This is a genomic window from Kosakonia oryziphila (assembly GCF_900094795.1).
GTDB lineage: Bacteria > Pseudomonadota > Gammaproteobacteria > Enterobacterales > Enterobacteriaceae > Kosakonia > Kosakonia oryziphila.
Genome location: NZ_FMBC01000032.1, coordinates 1 through 17,038 on the forward strand (window position 1 = coordinate 1; position 17,038 = coordinate 17,038).

Sequence of the window (17,038 nt, forward strand, 5' to 3'; positions counted from 1 at the left end):
AACGAAGGGGCGATTGCCCGGCAGCATGATGTCCAGGCGATTCACAATCTGGTGAAGAGGTTCTTTACGCTCAAGCGCCATGCCAACAATACACCAGACCATCATTTCGAGGGGAAGACGGCGCTTGCGTAGCGTTACTGTACCTGATTCGGCAAGGCAACGAGAGATGAGTTCGGGGTCGAGGTAATCCCCCAGAGAAGTCAGTGGGTTACGCAGAGAATCGTAACGGGATACCAAATCAAGGGCCTGTCCAATGTACATAAAAAAATCCGGAAACGAGTGAGCGTTTCCGGATTCTTACACAGCCACTGGATCGGTCAACTGATCCTTAACTGATCGGCATTACACCGGATGTTGAGATTGATATTACTCTGACCGATCGGGTTATCGATCTGGTTGATGAAGGGATAGACATTGCTTTCAGGATTGGAGAACTGAATGACAGCAGTATGATTGGCAGACCATTAATGCCATACCGTATGGCAGTCTGTGCATCACCGGATTACCTGAATAAATATGGAACACCAGCACATCCTTCTGAACTTATCGAACATCAACTGCTTTCTCTCTCGACATCGTCCCGTTCTCCATGGCGGATGAGCAGAGGTGAGGAAAAAATTGAAATTCCTGTACAGAGTAAACTGACCATTAACAATGGGCAGGCGCTGCGGATGGCGGCCCGGTCAGGGCTTGGGATTGTTATGCAGCCAGAAATACTTCTGTCGGAGGACATGGTCTCGGGGAGACTGGTACGCCTGTTCCAGGATTGGCACATAAGAGAAAGGCAGGTATGGCTGTTATATTTCAGGGATAAAAGAATGACACCCAAAATTCGTGCTTTTATCAATTTTTCACTTGAGAAATTCTCTCCCGGTAAAGTTTGAGTAAATACCGGCCTGTCAGTAATTTGGTGTAACTATCATCGTATTAAGGTGATCGCTCATGCGGTCAGCGAACTCGCTAATAAAACGACGCATTGCCAGCCGCCTGTTCGGGATCGGCATATTCCATTTTTTTGACGCATCTTTGATCGCCCGATAAACAACCTTTCGTACCGAGTCATCCGTCGGGAACACCTTGCGTTTCCTGATGGCCGTACGGATCACCACTCTGTCAGTGCAGAAAACGCGCAGACAGCCTGTCGCCAAACAGCATAATGGCGAGTCCGCCCAGCATGATCAGCATGCCTCCCAGCCTGAGTAACGAAACATGTCCGTTTTACGCCCTGATTCATTCGACAGTGGAAGGGAAGAATGACGCTACTGAAGCCACATGCTATTTATACGGCAGGGATGCCAGGCAGTGTTAACCACAGCCTGGCATCATGCACCGGCGATAAATTAAAAAATCTGCGTCCAGCGGATATCGTTGGCGGGCGGTACCGGGCCGGAAACCGGATCGCTATGACCAAAAATACGCGTGTTATGCCAAATCTGATTATTCTGCGCCGCTATCCGTACATTCGCAGCAAACTCTGCGATGCCCGGGCCGCAAGAGGAAATATAAATTCTTGCCGGAACGGCGTTGTTTGCCATATTTCCCTGGACCAGCGCAAGAAAGGTTTCGGCATTAATATCGACAACGCCCGGGGCTGCGTTACCAATTTCCGTACCATTACCATGGGCAATAACCACAATGGTCGCGCCGTTGATAATATTTAAATTCATGGGATTGACCTGTGCCCACGTATATCTATTCGTGACGGGGTTCCAGGCGGCATTCAGTTGTGTGTTAACAATATCGGCATCGGTAGACATGAGCATTACAATGGTCATACTGTATCTCCTCTTTGTGAAATAGTAACCTCTTGATTTAAAGGTATTTCTATGCTTATCACGAAAACAGACATATAACGGATAAAACAATCCGACAATGCGTTACTGCGTCGTCAATATTAACCAACTTATTTTTCCCCACCAGTTAGCCAGATAGCCGATGCTCTATTCCTGGCGTTGACCGTCGCGATTCGTAGGTCTCATCATAAGTGTCAATATGGCATTGATTTATCGTCTCATTCTTAAATACGCATTTAGTACGTAAATTCTGTTGGCGTTCAGTTGATAAGAAAGGAAAAATTATTATCGACAAACGACCATCAGGGCAGGGGATTGTTTTTACAATCAATGAGTAACGCACTACACTTAGTGGTTGTTTCTCCATTGGACGGCCCGGATGTCAACACTTAAAAGTAATCAATTCTTTTTTATCATTTTATTATTGCTGGTCAGTGTGGCGTTTTTCGTCCTGATCCAGCCCTATTATTCCGCCATTATCTGGGCGATCATTCTGGCGCTGATTTTCTATCCGTTGCGCATGCGGCTCTCGGTGTGGCTGCGTGGGCGTAACGGCACTGCCTCGCTGATCACCGTGTTGCTGATATGCGTGATTGTGTTTATCCCGATGATGATGGTGCTCTCTTCACTGGCCGTGGAGATCAACAGCCTGTACCAGCGTCTGCAAAATAACGCGACCGATCTGCCGCAGCTATTAAGTAACGGTATTGCTCATTTGCCGGAGTGGGCGAAGGGCTATCTGCACGACAACAATTTTGATTCGGTGAATGCGATCCGGGAAAAACTCTCCGGCGTGGCGCTGAGTATCGGGCGTTACCTGGCTGGCAGCGCGGTGATCATCGGTAAAGGCACGTTAGGCATTACCGTTAGCTTCTGTTTGATGGTCTATTTTTTGTTCTTTCTGCTGAAAGATGGTGCCGCACTGGTGCGTCGGATCTACGAAGTCATACCGCTGACGGCAACCATTAAGCGTCGTCTGTTTTTGAAATTCGCCGGTGTGGCGCGCGCCACAGTAAAAGGGACGCTGGTGGTCGCCATCGTACAGGGCACGTTGGGCGGCATCGGGTTCTGGTTTGCCGGTTTCAACGGTAGCTTGCTGTGGGCGGCGCTGATGGCATTCCTGTCGTTAATCCCGGCTGTGGGGACAGCGATTGTCTGGATCCCGGCGGTGATTTTTCTCTATTCAACCGACGAGTTTGCCACGGCAACGATGCTGACGCTCTACTTCGTGATCGTTGTTGGCCTGGCCGACAATCTTTTGCGCCCGCTGCTGGTAGGGAAAGATACCCGCATGCCGGATTATTTGATCCTGCTGACCACGCTGGGCGGCCTGCAATTCTTCGGCATTAATGGGTTTGTCCTTGGGCCAACAATTGCCGCGCTGTTTATCACCTCATGGAATTTGCTGGCGGAAGCGCGGGCCAGCACCGTAAAAAATAACCCACCAGCGCCTCCTCAATAAAGGCGTTGCACGGTAAAGATGCCGTATGGCAAACCGTAACCACGGACCGGGTTGTTTAGCCAGGGCATCTGTCAAGGGAGCGAGGGTCTCTGCGGCGCCGTGCGATTAACAACGATCACTAACCGTGATATATATTTCCTCGTCATGAGCTGTTATCGGCTGATGAGGATTATTTACCGCCTAATATAAAGGCGGCATAAAAATAATATAAACCCCGCAGCAGAGTAAAGAATGGAAAAACTTTTGAGTAAAGTCCTGACCTGTGATAGAAATAAGCCGTGTTTAACGACTGAGGACAATATTCATCCGCACGATGAGAAGCAATTCGCGGATAATTGTAATGATATGGACATTCTGTTCAGCATTGTAAATTCTGTTTTTTCCCGTCATCACTCCTCCTGCTGCCCATTTGCGGGTGAACAATGCTGGCGCTCGGCGCTGTAGTCTCCTCCTGCCTGTTCGGGCGTGCTGCGCCAGGCTGATATCGCTTTTCTGGTTTTCCGCACTGCGGTAAGCCGCGCAAGGATATTTATTCTCAAGCAGGAGAAAAAATGATTTATTGGATGTTACTGGCCTTCGCCATTGTTGCCGAAATAACAGGCACCTTGTCAATGAAATGGGCTAGCGTGAATGATAACCAGTTCGGTTTTATTTTAATGCTGGCAATGATTGCGCTGTCGTATCTTTTTCTGTCATTTGCGGTAAAAAAAATTGCCCTCGGTGTGGCGTATGCATTATGGGAAGGCATTGGCATATTATTCATTACCCTGTTCAGCGTATTTCTTTTTGACGAACAACTCTCAGTATTAAAAGTGACCGGGCTGGCAACGTTAGTGGCGGGCATTGTGCTGATTAAATCCGGGACGCGTAAACCGCGTCAGGAGCGAAATCATGCCGCAGTTTGAGTGGATCCACGGTCTCTGGCTGGCGATAGCTATTGGGTTGGAGATCGTGGCGAATATCTTGCTGAAATTCTCTGACGGTTTTCGTCGCAAACTGTACGGTTGCGGATCGCTGTTGGCGGTGCTGGTGGCGTTTAGTGCGCTGTCACAAGCGGTGAAAGGGATAGATCTTTCCGTGGCCTATGCGCTGTGGGGCGGATTTGGTATTGTCGCTACGCTGGCGGCGGGCTGGATCCTCTTCGGCCAGCGCCTGAATCGTAAAGGCTGGTTCGGTCTGCTGCTATTAATTATGGGTATGCTGCTGATTAAACTCGCATGATGTGAAGCTGTCCGCGTTTGCGGGCAGCGAATTTTGCAGTCTGTATTACGCTTTACTCAATGACTAACGCAACGTGACTTTTTCAGGCCACCTGCGAGGAGCGGTAAATGTTCAATCCGTTTAGCTGGCGCAATATTCCCAGCGCAAGGACGCTATTTGTAATGACCTTCATGGCTGGGATTGGCTTAATCGTCTCGGTTGTGGCACTGCTTTACCTCTCGTTGCATTTAATCAGCAGCAAAGCTAATGAAATTGATGAACACCGCACTGCGCTCTCGGTGCAGGGCGCGATTCAGACTTCAGTTAACCGAACCCGCTCACTGGTGATTGATAACGCGGTCTGGAACGATGCGGTGCGGGAAGTTTATCGACCGCAACTGGATACTCAGTGGTTGTACAACACCTGGGGGGCTGGTTATAAAATAAACAATCTGTATGATGGCACCTTTGTGCTGGATGAGCGATTCAACGTGCTGTGGGGCGCGTTTCGAAGCAAACTTTTTACGCAGCGCGATCTCAATTTTTTTGGCAGCGGCTTACAGGCGCTGATCCGCAGTCATATCCAACGGCTTCAGTCCGGGAAAGAGGCCTACGCCGGGATTACGCAGACCCGGGACGGCGTGGCGTTTATCAGCATCGGACTGATACGCCCAATGGTTGGCCGCCTTGAGGTTTACGACGGTACTCGCCGCTATCTGGTGATTACCCGCCATATGGATACACAGATCCTCAGCGACCTTGGCAAAACCTTCCAGATTACAGACTTACGCCTGTCGCCACAGAAAAACGCCGTAAACAGCGTTCCTCTGCGCGACTCGGCGGGCCATGTGCTCGGTTATCTGAGCTGGACGCCGCGTCTGCCAGGTGCAGAAGCCGCGCGGGCGTCGGCGTCGAATATTCGTCAGATAGCATTGCTGGCGTCCGGATTGATTCTGCTATTTATTGTGCTGAGCAGCGCCGGACTGTACAAGCTGGCGCGCGGGGAAAGGCTGGCGCGTAAAATCGCCCTGACGGACTGGCTCAGTCGGTTACCCAACCGCCGGGCGCTCATCGAAGACATTGAAAAACTGGGTGCGATGGGCGATCCGGACACGATAAGTGTGGTGTTTATCGACCTGGATGGTTTTAAAGATGTGAATGATATTTACGGGCACGATGTTGGTGACCGACTTATTGTCACCATTGCTCAGACCCTGCGCGAGAAAGTACCAACCGATGGCATGCTGGCGAGGATGGGGGGCGACGAATTTGCCATGACCCTGAGCGGGCCGTGGTCGGTGGAGAAGGCCACTGAGTTTGCCAATAACGTCCTGCAATATCTGAATCATCCCGTGCGCATTGGTAAACGCACCATCCATATTGGCGCCAGCATCGGCATCGCCAGTGGCACATTGCTGGAGTGCTCCAGTTCCGAGTTGTTCCGACGTGCCGATATTGCGATGTATCACTCAAAAATTACCGGCAAAGGCAGATTAACGCATTATGATGCGGAGCTGAACAGCGCCCGCGAGCGGCAACTGCTCATTGAAAGTGATATCCGCGACGGGCTGGAGCGCGAGGAATTTGATGTCTGGTATCAACCGATTGTTGATTCCCGAAGTCAGATGATGGTAGGGATTGAAGCACTGGCGCGCTGGCCGCGTCGTCCTGCTGGAGAGTTAAAACCAGATGTATTTATTCCGATTGCGGAGACCAGCGGTTTGATTTACTCGCTGGGACAGTTTGTCTTGCGCCGTGCTTGCAGCGATCTCCAGCCGTTAGAGGATCTGAAATTATCGGTCAATATCTCGCCAGCTCAGTTTCGCGATCCTGAGTTTGAAAACAAAGTCTCCGGCGTGCTGGAGACCTGCCGCTTTCCGGCGCACCGCCTGCAACTGGAAGTGACGGAAACCTACATGCTGGAAAATCCCGAGCGCGCCCGGTCGGCCATTGCCAACTTAAAAGCGCTGGGCACGGCGGTGGCGCTGGATGATTTTGGTACGGGTTACTCCAGCATTGGCTATCTGCGGCGTTTTTATTTCGATACCATTAAAATTGATAAATCACTGGCCGGGATGGTGGATGACGATAAGCAGGCATCGGCGCTGGTAAGCGGGACTATCCGCATCGCTGGCGCGCTGGGTATGCTGGTGGTGGCGGAAGGTGTGGAGAATAAAAAGCAGATGAAACTGTTAACGCAGGCCGGTTGCGACCAACTACAGGGATATTACTTCAGTGAACCGATGCCGCTGCACCATATCCTGCAACTCCGTTTGCAGCGGCTGGGCTGAATCACTCGCTCTCTTTTGCCAGCGCTTCCAGCTTGTCACGAAAACCGGTTACAGAGATGGCGCGGTTATCGGCGCGCCAGCGATCTTTTGCCGCTGGCGCTGAGCTTTGTACGGCAATCAACTGCCAGCCTGCGTCAGTTTTCAGCATCAGCGGTGAACCGCTGTCGCCGGGCAGGGTATCGCACTGGTGCGATAACACGCTACTTTGCGCCCATCCGGTGACTGTACAATCCTGGTGGCTGTAGAGCGTATCCAGATGATCTACCGGGTAGCCTGCCTGCGTCACTTTCCGGTTTGCCGTTTTCAACGCCGCAGTCAGTTCGTCTTTATCGCCAACAAAGATCGGTAGCGGTGTAATGCCGGATGGCGGATAACGCAAGACGATCAGGCCGAAATCCCACGATGCGGCGGCAGAGGGAACGATCCAGCCATCGCCATCGGGTTTCAGCCGATGGCCGAGCGATGCGTCGACACGTCCTTCAATACCGTGAATTTCATAGCGCCAGGTCCCTTTTTGAGAAACAAAGCGCAGCGCGACGGCTTTGTCTGCTTTCCCGTTCGGCGGCGTCAGCAGGCAATGTCCGGCGGTCAGCGCCAGGTGCGGAGAGATAAGGGTGGCAGTACACAGATTACCGCTGGCGGTTTCCAGTTGGCCAATAGCATCCCACGGTGATTTAGTTGGTGTGGGGACCGGGACGCGATCATCGTGACCAAAAAAAAGTGTTTTTACATCGCGAGCGTTAAGCACGTTATCCTCGCCATCGTCAGCATGACCAGCAGCGGGAAACACAAACAGCGATCCCAGCATCAGCACAACAGTTTTTCGCATATCACACTCTGGTGGGTAATTATGATTATTAACGTAAGCCCAGATAAATATAGACGGGACGCGAGGAAAGCGGGAGTAAAATCAGCGTGCTACATCAATAAAGATAAAAACGGAAGGCAATGAGCGCACAAATAATAAGCATTAACAGAATCAGTTCAAAACGATAACGTCGCAGCATATGCCCTCCAGAGAAAAACGGCGCCTCACCCGAAGGGCTCAGCGCCGACTTGTCACAGCGTACCGTTAAGGACGCCGGAATCAGACACGTTTACTTATGCAGCTGGTTGTGCAGCCGGTTTAGTTGCAGTGTGTTTAACGTGTTTTTTGTGTTTTTTAGCAGCCTGAGCTTTCTGCTCTACTGCTGGTTTAGCTGCTTTTTTGTGATGTTTTTTCGCTTTTGCAGCCTGAGCTTTCTGCTCTACTGCCGGTTTAGTTGCTTTTTTGTGATGTTTTTTTACTTTTTTAGCCGGAGCTTTAGTTGCAGTAGCGGCCGGTGCAGTGGCAGCCGGTGCAGCGGTAGTAGTAGTCGGAGCGGCAGCCGGAGCCTGAGTGGTGGCAGCGGTGTCAGCAGCGAATGCAACGGAAGACAGACCCATAGCAGCGGCAACGACCAGAGCTAATACTTTTTTCATTCTGATATCCTCGAATTGGTTTCATCATTCAACCCCACTGCGGGGCCGTTGAAAGAACTATATCCCTGTAAATGCGAGGTTTCCGTGAGTGATTGGTATCGGCATGTAACGGAATGTACAAATGTGATGTACCGCGCCGAAACGGGGGTTACGGCGCGATGCTGTCAGAGATAACGGCGGGTCAAATGCTGGCGGAAATAATCGGCGTTCAACGCTTCTCCTGTTGCATTTTCAATGAGTTGCGAGGTGCTGAAGCGGCTGCCGTGCTGCCAGATATTTTGCCGCAGCCAGTCGAACAGGGCGCTAAAATCACCTTGTGCAATGGCCTCATCAAGTGTTGGCAGGGCCACGCGCGCCGCATGGAAGAGCTGTGCGGCGTACATCGCGCCCAGCGTGTATGAGGGAAAGTAACCAAATCCGCCGTCGGTCCAGTGAATATCCTGCATACAACCATTGCGGTAATTGCCTTCGGTGGAAAGCCCCAGCCAGGCTTGCATTTTTTCATTCCACAGCGCCGGAATATCCTCCACTTCAATATCGCCATCGATCAGCGCGCGTTCGATTTCGTAACGCAGGATCACGTGCGCCGGATAGCTGACTTCATCGGCATCAACGCGGATATAGCCCGGTTTTACCCGCTGGTTCCAGGCAATGAAGTTGCCTTCTTCAAAGGCCGGTTGCATACCAAAGCGCTCGATAATCGCTGGTTGCAGGCGGCGCAGGAACGCGTCGCTGCGCCCTAGCTGCATTTCAAAGAACAGACTTTGCGATTCATGAATCGCCGTGGATCGCGCTTGCGCGATTGGCTGACCAGCCCAGGCGCGCGGCAGGTTTTGTTCGTAGCGGGCGTGACCGGTTTCATGCACCACCCCGAATAGCGCGCTCAGCAGTTCATTTTCGTCGTAGCGCGTGGTAATTCGCACATCTTCCGGCACACCACCGCAGAAGGGATGCGCGCTTACATCAAGACGCCCGCCATTAAAGTCGAAGCCCAGCACCTGCATTGCCTGCAATCCCAGTTCGCGCTGCACAGCCTGCGGAAACGGCCCCTGTGGCGCAATCAGCGTTTGCTGCGCCTGTTTCGCCACCGCGCGGTTCAGCAGGTCTGGCAGCCAGCTTTTCACCTCGCCAAACAGTTCATCCAGACGGGCACTGGTCATGTCTGGTTCGAACTTATCGAGCAGTGCATCATATGGTGAACTGCCTTTGGCCGCCGCGCGTAAGCCGGCCTCTTCGCGGGCAAGCTTGACCACCTCTTTCAGGTTGACGCTGAAACCCGCCCAGTCATTCGCCGGACGCTGCGTGCGCCAGGCGTGCTCGCATTTGCTGCCTGCCAGCGACTGCGCTTCGACCAGCGCTTCCGGGAGCAGTGCCGCCTGTTGGTAGTGACGCGTCATTTCGCGCAGGTTTGCCTGTTCAATATCGTCCAGCGTCTCCTGCTTTGCCGCCTGTAACCACTGCCCGACACGCTTATCCGTCAGAATCTGGTGTTGCAGTACGTTGAGTTCAGCCAGCGCTTCACCGCGTGCGGCACTACCGCCTGGCGGCATCATGGTGAACATGTCCCAGCTGGCGATGGCGGAGAGGTGGGAGAAGCGCGACAGGCGCTGGAAAGTGCGGGTGAGTTGCTGGTAGTTCTGCTTGTCCATAATGCCTCTGCTTTCGTTAGCGTTTTTCTGTAACTACCTGAAACAGTAGCCTGGCTCTCATTTTGCCAGTTTGTACCATAATAGAAGTATAGGGTTTTTACACCCACAGAAGAGACAGCAAAATGACAACCATAAATCCTTTTGTTTGGATCATTTTTGCTCTGATGACGCTGGATGCAGTGCGTGAACTGGTTGGCGCCAGTTCGATTTTTAGCCTCTTTTAACGCACATCTGCATGGAGCAAAAAAGTCCCGCATACGCGAGACTCTTCTTCAGTCGTTGCATTAATGCAAACGAGAGTGGATCCTGCTACCCACCAGAATGGCAATCAGCAGCATCAACGCAATAAAGCCGCCCACGCCATTCCAGCCAAAACTGTGCCAGAAAACCCCGCCCAGCGTCCCGGCCACGCTGGAGCCCAGATAGTAGCAGAATAAATAGAGTGACGAGGCCTGGCCTTTGGCGCGTCGCGCGCGCGGGCCGATCCAGCTACTGGCGACTGAGTGTGCGGCAAAGAAACCGGTGGTGAATAACAGCATGCCCGGAAAAATCAGCCACAGCGAAGAAAAAAGGGTCAGCAGCAGCCCGAACAGCATGATGGCGGAAGAACCGATCATCACTGGGCCTCGACCATATTTGCTGGTCATCGCCCCCGCGCGCGGCGAGCTCCAGGTGCCGGTCAGATAGGCCAGTGACAGCAAGCCGACGACCGTCTGGCTCAGCGACCACGGCGATAGCATCAAGCGATAGCCAATGTAGTTAAACAGCGTAACGAACGATCCCATCAGCAAAAAGCCTTCAAGGAACAGCAGCGGCAGCCCTTTATCTCGCAAGTGCAAATGGAGGTTGATCAGCAAGTTTTTCGGTCGCAGCGACGTGGGGCGAAAATGGCGCGATTCCGGCAGGATTTTCCAGAACATCAGCGCTGACGCCAGCGCAAAGCAGCCAATCACCGCTACTGCAATTCGCCAGTTAAAGAGGTCGGTAAACACGCCGCTAATCAGACGGCCGCTCATGCCGCCAATCGAGTTGCCGCTAATGTACAGCCCCATTGAGAAGGCGACAAAGCTCGGATGGATCTCCTCGCTTAAATAGGTCATCCCGACTGCCGCCACACCGCTCAGCGACAGGCCAAGCAACGCGCGCATCACCAGAATACCGTGCCAGCTTGTCATCATTGTTGACAACAAGGTACAGCAGGAAGCGAGCATCAAGGCGGCAACCATCACCTTTTTGCGCCCGATGGCGTCCGACAGCGGGCCGGTAAACAGCAGGCCAATTGCCAGCATGGCGGTGGAAATCGACAGCGAAATACTGCTGCTGGCAGGAGAGACACCAAATTCATGGGACAGCACCGGCAAAATCGGCTGCACACAATAGAGCAGGGCAAAGGTTGCCAGCCCGGCGGAGAAGAGCGCCAGCGTGACGCGCATGAATTGGGGAGTACCACGTTTAATAAATTGTCCCGGCAACGCGACAGGAATTTCGTTGACAACGCTTGCCGGCTCGGTGTCAACGGTTATTGTGCGACTCACTAGAGATCCTTACATTCCATACCCGTGATTCTGGCGACGGGCTTACCACAGACATAAGGGTATGAAAGGTGTAATATTCTGTCTAATATATTAATAATCTCAAATAATACTTTTAAAATATGAATATTGAACTGCGTCATCTGCGTTACTTTATCGCCGTTGCCGAGGAACTGCATTTTGGTCACGCGGCAGCGCGGCTTAATATCTCCCAACCACCGCTGAGCCAGCAGATCCAGTTGCTTGAACAGCAGGTTGGCGCGCGCCTGCTGGCACGCACCAACCGTAGCGTCGCGCTGACGCCTGCTGGCAAACAGTTTCTTGCCGACAGCCGACAGATTTTAAGCCAGGTCGATGATGCCGCCGCCCGTGCCGCCCGTTTGCATCAGGGGGAGACCGGTGAATTGCGCATCGGCTTCACCTCTTCTGCGCCGTTTATTAAGGCGGTTTCCGATACGCTCTCATCGTTTCGCCAGCGCTACCCGGATGTGCATATTCAGACGCGGGAGATCAATACCCGCGAGCAGATTGCTCCTTTGAATGAAGGCTCGCTGGATTTAGGGCTGATGCGCAATACGCCGCTGCCAGAAACGCTGACATGGGAGGTGATCTTGCGTGAACCGTTGCTGGCGATGATCCACCGCGACCACCCGCTGGCGGCGCATAAGGCGGTGTCGCTGAAGGAACTGGCGCAGGAGCCGTTTGTCTTTTTCGATCCGCACGTCGGTACTGGCCTGTATGACGAGATCCTCGGGCTGATGCGACGCTATCAGCTAATACCCACCATAACCCAGGAAGTGGGCGAAGCGATGACGATCATCGGGTTGGTGGCGGCCGGACTGGGTGTCTCGATCCTCCCGGCTTCGTTTCATCGGTTGCAACTTAATGAAATGCGCTGGGTGCCGATTATTGAAGCGGATGCGGTTTCCGAAATGTGGTTGGTGTGGGCAAAACACCATGAACAAGGGACGGCGGCTGCGCGTTTCAGGCAGCAACTTCTGCGTGCCGCAATCGGCTGATTTTTACGCATAAGTCATTGCAAAATGTGCTGTAACTCACAAGCCGTGGTAAAAATTTGACGGCGCCTGGTGAAGTGCTTCACCATAGCTGAACGTTTATTTCGAAGCGCGAAAATAAGGGAGTCAGAGGTGGTTGCTGATAGTCAGCCTGGGCATATTGATCAGATTAAGCAGACCAACGCAGGGGCGGTTTATCGCCTTATTGATCAGCTTGGCCCGGTTTCGCGCATCGATTTATCGCGTCTGGCGCAACTCGCGCCGGCGAGCATTACCAAAATTGTGCGTGAAATGCTGGAAGCGCATCTGGTGCAGGAAACGGAGATTCAGGAGCCGGGCAGCCGTGGGCGTCCGGCGGTCGGCCTGGTGGTAGAGACCGAAGCCTGGCACTATCTCTCGCTGCGTATTAGCCGCGGGGAGATCTTTCTCTCGCTGCGCGATCTGAGCAGTAAGCTGGTGGTGGAAGACAGGCTTGAACTGTCACTGGTCGATGATATGTCGCTGCTGGATCGCATTATTCACCTTATCGACAGTTTTTTTACCCGCCACCAGAGCCGTCTGGAGCGTCTGACCTCGATTGCCATCACGCTGCCGGGAATCATTGATACCGAGAATGGTATTGTTCATACCATGCCGTTTTATACCGAAGTGAAAGATATGCCGCTGGGTGAAACGCTGGAGAAGCACACCGGCGTGCCGGTTTACGTGCAGCACGACATTAGCGCGTGGACCATGGCTGAAGCGTTATTCGGCGCTTCACGCGGCGCGCGGGATGTGATTCAGGTGGTGATCGACCACAACGTTGGTGCCGGGGTTATCACCGACGGACGTTTACTGCACGCAGGCAGCAGCAGCCTGGTGGAGATTGGACACACGCAGGTGGATCCTTACGGTAAGCGCTGCTATTGCGGCAACCACGGCTGCCTTGAAACCATTGCCAGCGTTGAAAGCGTGCTGGAACTGGCGCAGTTACGTATGAGCCAGTCGATGAGTTCAATGCTGCATCAGAAGCCGTTAACCGTTGAGTGGTTATGTCAGGCGGCACAGCAGGGCGATCTGCTGGCAAAAGATATCATCAGCGGCGTCGGGGCCAATATTGGTCGTATCCTTGCCATTATGGTGAATTTGTTCAATCCGCAAAAAATATTGATTGGCTCGCCGCTGAGCAAAGCGGCAGACATTCTTTTTCCCGCTATTGCCGATTGCATCCGTCAGCAGGCGTTACCGGCATACAGCAAGCATATTTCCGTTGAGAGTACCCAGTTCACCAATCAGGGCACTATGGCCGGTGCCGCGCTGGTAAAAGACGCGATGTATAACGGATCTTTACTTATCCGTTTGTTGCAGGGGTAACATTTTTACATTGTTATCGCAAAAATTGCGCTACCTCAAGCTGGGCCGGTGATACTTATCTTAGACTTTCCCCACTGAATTATTCTCCAGGTTTATATTTTCGTAGAACAACGGTGGAAATCGAGATGCTTAAGCGTTTCTTTGTAACGGGTACAGATACTTCTGTCGGGAAGACAGTAGCAGCCCGCGCGCTTCTTCAGGCGCTGGCTGCCAGCGGCAAAACAGTGGCAGGTTACAAACCTGTTGCTAAAGGAAGCAAAGAAACGCCGGAAGGGTTACGCAATAAAGATGCGCTGGTACTGCAAAGCGTTTCCTCGCTGGATTTACCTTACCAGGCGATAAACCCCATTGCCCTGAGCGAAGAGGAAAGTAGTGTTGCGCACAGTTGTCCCATCAATTACAGCCTGCTTTCCAGCGGCCTGGCCAACCTGTGCGAAAAGGTCGATCACGTGGTAGTCGAGGGAACCGGCGGCTGGCGCAGCCTGATGAATGATTTGCGTCCGCTTTCCGAGTGGGTAGTACAGGAACAGATGGCGGTAGTGATGGTGGTGGGTATCCAGGAAGGTTGCATTAACCATGCCTTGTTGACCGCACAGGCGATTGCCAGCGACGGCCTGCCGCTGATTGGCTGGGTGGCGAACCGCATCAACCCAGGTCTGGCGCATTACGCTGAAATTATCGATGTGCTGAGCAAGAAACTGCCCGCACCGCTGGTGGGTGAGTTACCCTATCTGCCGCGCGCCGAGCAGCGTGATTTGGCACAATATATCAATTTGCAGATGGCGACCGGCATGTTAGTCGCCGACCGCATCCTGGCTTGAAAAAAGCCTCTCATCTGAGAGGCGTTTGCTACGCATCGCTGTAAAGATTCAGTACCGCCACGTTCTGCCCGAACTTAAATACTCTGCGATATATCTTCCTTATTGCGTGCGTTATGGCAACGGGCGTTACGTGCTGTTATGCCGTATTCGGCAGGGGGAATTGACCTGTAGCAAGTATCCAAAAGCATCCCAGTCAGGGCGGGTAAGTGACGTTGTCACGTATAAATGAAAAGAAAATGTGAAAATCCCGGTGGTTGCACCGGGAAAGGATTAACGAAACAGTGGTTTTTGCGCGACCGGGATCAGTAAGTTAGATTGCCACTGCGCGAGCGTCAATTGCGCCAGTTTTCCGGCAGCGCACCAGAATGGATGCTGCGCTTCATCGATAAATACCGTAAGGAAACGCCCGGCCCACGGCAGCAGATGCCAGGCCAGCAGCCGATCGCAGGCGACGCTATTTCCCTCTTCTGCCAGCCACGCCGCCAGTAGTAACAGCGCACCGAAGTGGTCTTCCGGCTCGTTTTGTCGGCTATCAAATGCAATATTGTTTTCCCGCATCCACTGGCGCAGTGCCAGCGTGGAATCGCCAAACAACACCGACTCTTTATCCAGCCATACGGAACCCCACGGCGGAGCAGGAAGCGCCCACGGACCAATAAACAGGCGCTGCCAGGCTGCAAACAGCGATTCATCGCAGGGCGCGGCGAACCCGGCCACCAACGGGGCAAGGTCGGTTTGCGGGAGCGGCCACTGTTCCGCCCAGTCGCCCTGGGTGAACGCAGCAATCAGCGGCTGGCACTGCTCGCTCTGCGGCGGATAGTAAAATAGCGCACCCAGAACACGGGCGGTCACGATAAAATTTTCACAGGTTAAGTCAGTCATATTTGATCCTGAAAAACTGCCGGATGGCGCTGTGTTTCGCCTCATGCGGCACACGCAGGCTGAATGAAGCACGGCCATCCGGCGAATATCGTCAACCGGAAACGGCGACGCCCCCGGTCATATGCAGCCCATAAAACAGACCGCGTCCGATCACTTCCCCGGCGGTGACCAGCACAATGCCAGGCAGCAGGCTGAGCACACGCGGCTGTTTACGCATCACCAGCGGGCAGATCCAGCATCCCAGACCGAGCGCAACCAGCAGCAAGCGAGCCACCTGCAGCGTAGCGTAATACGGTATCAGTGCGACCGCTTGCTGGATGGAGCTGTGGATCTCGCCCAGTTGTTGGCTTTGCAACATCACCACGGCAATGCTGGCGATAAACGCCGCAACGCTTAATGCGGCGAAGCGCGAGGCGCGAAAACGGATACCCGCCAGACGCAGCAGCAGCGCGGCCAGCAACGGGCCGCACACCAGCATGGTCAGGAAAAATGCCGCCGTTGTGTAGCCGTTATGCCAGGTCGGCACGGTGTCGATTTGATAGACCTGCGTCATTGTCCAGACAAACAGCACGCCAAGCAACATGCTGATCGCCAGCCAGATGCGGCTTAAGGCAGCCGGCATTTTCCCCAGCCAGCTTACCAGCCACCAGAAACCGCCTACAGCGAAGAAGAGAGAGCCGGCAGCGATTTCATTACTGAGCGCCGACGCACCAACGCGATTCAGCGAGTTAAATGCGCGCAGCGGCGAACCGAGGTGCATCATCGAAGCGATAAAACCAATACCCATCAGCACCCAAAGGAGAAACTGGCTACGTACAATGCGCACTTGTCCGCTGCGATCGTCGTTGGCGTTCATCCAGACAATACCGCTTACTATCAGGCCGCCAACCACGCACTGGCCCAGTACGGTGAACAGTACCAGTGGCCACTCATGCCATCCGTTTCCCATCTCATACCTCCTGCGGATTAGCCAGATAGCCGGTGGTATCACCCGTCGGGCGGCTATTGGCGTTAGGTTTGATCACGATATTCGGCCGGGTAAAGTGCGCTGCCGGGAAGGGGGCTACGGCAGCAAGCGAACCATGCTGTTTACGCAGTTCTTCGATTGGACCGAAATCCAGTGCGCGCAGCGGGCAGGATTCAACACAGATGGGCTTTTGCCCTTCAGCGACACGATCGTGGCAGCCGTCACATTTGGTCATGTGTCCCTTCGCAGCGTTGTATTGCGGCGCGCCATAGGGGCAGGCCATATGGCAGTAGCGGCAGCCGATGCAGACATCTTCATCCACCACCACAAAACCATCTTCACGCTTATGCATCGCGCCGCTTGGGCACACTTTGGTGCAGGCTGGATCTTCGCAGTGGTTGCAGGAGATCGAAAGATAATAGGCAAAGACATTTTGCTGCCAGATGCCATTATCTTCCTGCCAGTTGCCGCCGGCGTATTCATACACGCGGCGGAAGCTGACATCCGGGGATAAGTCTTTGTAATCTTTACAGGCCAGCTCGCAGGTTTTGCAACCGGTACAACGGCTGGAATCGATAAAAAATCCATACTGAGTTGTCATCGGTTACTCC

General features: G+C 53.3%; 19 protein-coding genes and 2 pseudogenes. 9 read left to right on the forward strand and 12 right to left on the reverse strand.

All coding sequences use genetic code 11. The annotated features are described in order from the left end of the window. Positions 1-261, reverse strand: a 261-nt coding sequence (locus GA0061070_RS15335) for a transposase domain-containing protein (RefSeq protein ID WP_208598149.1), incomplete at its 3' end; no start/stop codon positions are given. A 98-nt stretch (positions 262-359) separates the two neighbouring features. On the opposite strand from GA0061070_RS15335, the gene GA0061070_RS15340 reads away from it, so the two are divergent. Continuing rightward, positions 360-884: a LysR substrate-binding domain-containing protein gene (locus GA0061070_RS15340; protein ID WP_279616095.1), complete on the forward strand. Its 525-nt coding sequence runs from the start codon at positions 360-362 to the stop codon at positions 882-884. 15 nt (positions 885-899) lie between these two features. Here the strand turns inward: GA0061070_RS15340 and GA0061070_RS15345 are convergent. From GA0061070_RS15345 to GA0061070_RS15355, 3 genes and pseudogenes are all read right to left on the reverse strand, one after another. Beyond that, positions 900-1,106: pseudogene (locus GA0061070_RS15345) on the reverse strand (hypothetical protein); the annotation flags it as partial. A gap of 7 nt (positions 1,107-1,113) precedes the next feature. Next, positions 1,114-1,209: pseudogene (locus tag GA0061070_RS26000) on the reverse strand (DMT family transporter); the annotation flags it as partial. 131 nt (positions 1,210-1,340) lie between these two features. Further along, positions 1,341-1,667, reverse strand: coding sequence for a hypothetical protein (locus GA0061070_RS15355; protein ID WP_244153142.1), 327 nt, complete (start codon positions 1,665-1,667; stop codon positions 1,341-1,343). Positions 1,668-2,172: 505 nt separating this feature from the next. Between GA0061070_RS15355 and GA0061070_RS15360 the strand changes: the two genes are divergently transcribed. The 4 genes from GA0061070_RS15360 (at position 2,173) to GA0061070_RS15375 (ending at position 6,746) form a co-directional block, all read left to right on the forward strand. After that, positions 2,173-3,255 (forward strand): AI-2E family transporter, encoded by a 1,083-nt coding sequence (locus GA0061070_RS15360; protein WP_090136934.1) that lies wholly within the window; start codon positions 2,173-2,175, stop codon positions 3,253-3,255. Positions 3,256-3,806: 551 nt separating this feature from the next. Beyond that, positions 3,807-4,160 (forward strand): multidrug/spermidine efflux SMR transporter subunit MdtJ, encoded by a 354-nt coding sequence (gene mdtJ, locus GA0061070_RS15365; RefSeq protein WP_090136935.1) that lies wholly within the window; start codon positions 3,807-3,809, stop codon positions 4,158-4,160. After that, positions 4,147-4,476, forward strand: coding sequence for a multidrug/spermidine efflux SMR transporter subunit MdtI (mdtI, locus tag GA0061070_RS15370; protein WP_090136936.1), 330 nt, complete (start codon positions 4,147-4,149; stop codon positions 4,474-4,476). Before mdtJ ends, mdtI begins: the two co-directional genes overlap by 14 nt. Positions 4,477-4,583: 107 nt before the next feature. Then, the gene (locus GA0061070_RS15375) at positions 4,584-6,746 is read left to right on the forward strand and encodes a putative bifunctional diguanylate cyclase/phosphodiesterase (protein WP_090136937.1); all 2,163 of its coding nucleotides are present in this window, start codon (positions 4,584-4,586) and stop codon (positions 6,744-6,746) included. Position 6,747: 1 nt separating this feature from the next. Here GA0061070_RS15375 and GA0061070_RS15380 read toward each other — a convergent pair whose 3' ends face one another. From GA0061070_RS15380 to GA0061070_RS15395, 4 genes are all read right to left on the reverse strand, one after another. Next, entirely contained in the window at positions 6,748-7,575 is an 828-nt protein-coding gene (locus tag GA0061070_RS15380; protein WP_090136938.1) for a trypsin-like serine peptidase, read from the reverse strand. Between the two features lie 94 nt (positions 7,576-7,669). Next, the gene (ydgU, locus tag GA0061070_RS26135; protein ID WP_090136939.1) at positions 7,670-7,753 is read right to left on the reverse strand and encodes a small membrane protein YdgU; all 84 of its coding nucleotides are present in this window, start codon (positions 7,751-7,753) and stop codon (positions 7,670-7,672) included. A gap of 94 nt (positions 7,754-7,847) precedes the next feature. Beyond that, positions 7,848-8,207 (reverse strand): acid resistance repetitive basic protein Asr, encoded by a 360-nt coding sequence (gene asr, locus GA0061070_RS15390; RefSeq protein WP_090136940.1) that lies wholly within the window; start codon positions 8,205-8,207, stop codon positions 7,848-7,850. A gap of 164 nt (positions 8,208-8,371) precedes the next feature. Further along, positions 8,372-9,856, reverse strand: a complete 1,485-nt coding sequence (locus tag GA0061070_RS15395; RefSeq protein WP_090136941.1) for a carboxypeptidase M32 — start codon at positions 9,854-9,856, stop codon at positions 8,372-8,374. Between the two features lie 122 nt (positions 9,857-9,978). Between GA0061070_RS15395 and GA0061070_RS25545 the strand changes: the two genes are divergently transcribed. Further along, positions 9,979-10,080 (forward strand): KPN_01571 family protein, encoded by a 102-nt coding sequence (locus GA0061070_RS25545; RefSeq protein WP_244153148.1) that lies wholly within the window; start codon positions 9,979-9,981, stop codon positions 10,078-10,080. A 60-nt stretch (positions 10,081-10,140) separates the two neighbouring features. Here the strand turns inward: GA0061070_RS25545 and GA0061070_RS15400 are convergent, their stop codons facing one another. Next, the gene (locus tag GA0061070_RS15400; protein WP_090136942.1) at positions 10,141-11,391 is read right to left on the reverse strand and encodes an MFS transporter; all 1,251 of its coding nucleotides are present in this window, start codon (positions 11,389-11,391) and stop codon (positions 10,141-10,143) included. Positions 11,392-11,510: 119 nt separating this feature from the next. Between GA0061070_RS15400 and GA0061070_RS15405 the strand changes: the two genes are divergently transcribed. The 3 genes from GA0061070_RS15405 (at position 11,511) to bioD (ending at position 14,578) form a co-directional block, all read left to right on the forward strand. Further along, positions 11,511-12,407 carry a LysR family transcriptional regulator gene (locus tag GA0061070_RS15405; RefSeq protein WP_090136943.1) on the forward strand — a complete coding sequence of 299 codons (897 nt, stop codon included), beginning with the start codon at positions 11,511-11,513 and terminating at the stop codon, positions 12,405-12,407. A 129-nt stretch (positions 12,408-12,536) separates the two neighbouring features. Then, positions 12,537-13,757 carry a sugar metabolism global transcriptional regulator Mlc gene (gene mlc, locus GA0061070_RS15410; protein ID WP_090136944.1) on the forward strand — a complete coding sequence of 407 codons (1,221 nt, stop codon included), beginning with the start codon at positions 12,537-12,539 and terminating at the stop codon, positions 13,755-13,757. A 125-nt stretch (positions 13,758-13,882) separates the two neighbouring features. After that, entirely contained in the window at positions 13,883-14,578 is a 696-nt protein-coding gene (gene bioD / locus GA0061070_RS15415) for a dethiobiotin synthase (protein WP_090136945.1), read from the forward strand. A 270-nt stretch (positions 14,579-14,848) separates the two neighbouring features. Here the strand turns inward: bioD and dmsD are convergent, their stop codons facing one another. The 3 genes from dmsD to GA0061070_RS15430 all read right to left on the reverse strand — a co-directional run bounded on the left by dmsD (position 14,849) and on the right by GA0061070_RS15430 (position 17,028). Then, positions 14,849-15,460, reverse strand: a complete 612-nt coding sequence (gene dmsD, locus GA0061070_RS15420) for a Tat proofreading chaperone DmsD (RefSeq protein WP_090136946.1) — start codon at positions 15,458-15,460, stop codon at positions 14,849-14,851. Positions 15,461-15,551: 91 nt separating this feature from the next. Beyond that, on the reverse strand, positions 15,552-16,409 hold the full coding sequence (locus tag GA0061070_RS15425) for a dimethyl sulfoxide reductase anchor subunit family protein (RefSeq protein WP_090136947.1): 858 nt from the start codon (positions 16,407-16,409) through the stop codon (positions 15,552-15,554). A gap of 1 nt (position 16,410) precedes the next feature. After that, positions 16,411-17,028, reverse strand: a complete 618-nt coding sequence (locus GA0061070_RS15430) for a DMSO/selenate family reductase complex B subunit (RefSeq protein WP_090136948.1) — start codon at positions 17,026-17,028, stop codon at positions 16,411-16,413. Positions 17,029-17,038 lie beyond the last annotated feature (10 nt).

Excerpts from the sequence above, each read along its gene's own strand:
- GA0061070_RS15375 (WP_090136937.1), top strand. The coding sequence starts at position 4,584 with ATGTTCAATCCGTTTAGCTGGCGCAATATTCCCAGCGCAAGGACGCTA.
- GA0061070_RS15395 (WP_090136941.1), bottom strand. The coding sequence starts at position 9,856 with ATGGACAAGCAGAACTACCAGCAACTCACCCGCACTTTCCAGCGCCTG.
- GA0061070_RS15425 (WP_090136947.1), bottom strand. The coding sequence starts at position 16,409 with ATGGGAAACGGATGGCATGAGTGGCCACTGGTACTGTTCACCGTACTG.
- mdtI (WP_090136936.1), top strand. The coding sequence starts at position 4,147 with ATGCCGCAGTTTGAGTGGATCCACGGTCTCTGGCTGGCGATAGCTATT.
- asr (WP_090136940.1), bottom strand. The coding sequence starts at position 8,207 with ATGAAAAAAGTATTAGCTCTGGTCGTTGCCGCTGCTATGGGTCTGTCT.
- GA0061070_RS15360 (WP_090136934.1), top strand. The coding sequence starts at position 2,173 with ATGTCAACACTTAAAAGTAATCAATTCTTTTTTATCATTTTATTATTG.
- GA0061070_RS15355 (WP_244153142.1), bottom strand. The coding sequence starts at position 1,667 with ATGAATTTAAATATTATCAACGGCGCGACCATTGTGGTTATTGCCCAT.
- GA0061070_RS15430 (WP_090136948.1), bottom strand. The coding sequence starts at position 17,028 with ATGACAACTCAGTATGGATTTTTTATCGATTCCAGCCGTTGTACCGGT.
- dmsD (WP_090136946.1), bottom strand. The coding sequence starts at position 15,460 with ATGACTGACTTAACCTGTGAAAATTTTATCGTGACCGCCCGTGTTCTG.
- mdtJ (WP_090136935.1), top strand. The coding sequence starts at position 3,807 with ATGATTTATTGGATGTTACTGGCCTTCGCCATTGTTGCCGAAATAACA.
- GA0061070_RS25545 (WP_244153148.1), top strand. The coding sequence starts at position 9,979 with ATGACAACCATAAATCCTTTTGTTTGGATCATTTTTGCTCTGATGACG.
- GA0061070_RS15380 (WP_090136938.1), bottom strand. The coding sequence starts at position 7,575 with ATGCGAAAAACTGTTGTGCTGATGCTGGGATCGCTGTTTGTGTTTCCC.
- bioD (WP_090136945.1), top strand. The coding sequence starts at position 13,883 with ATGCTTAAGCGTTTCTTTGTAACGGGTACAGATACTTCTGTCGGGAAG.
- ydgU (WP_090136939.1), bottom strand. The coding sequence starts at position 7,753 with ATGCTGCGACGTTATCGTTTTGAACTGATTCTGTTAATGCTTATTATT.
- GA0061070_RS15405 (WP_090136943.1), top strand. The coding sequence starts at position 11,511 with ATGAATATTGAACTGCGTCATCTGCGTTACTTTATCGCCGTTGCCGAG.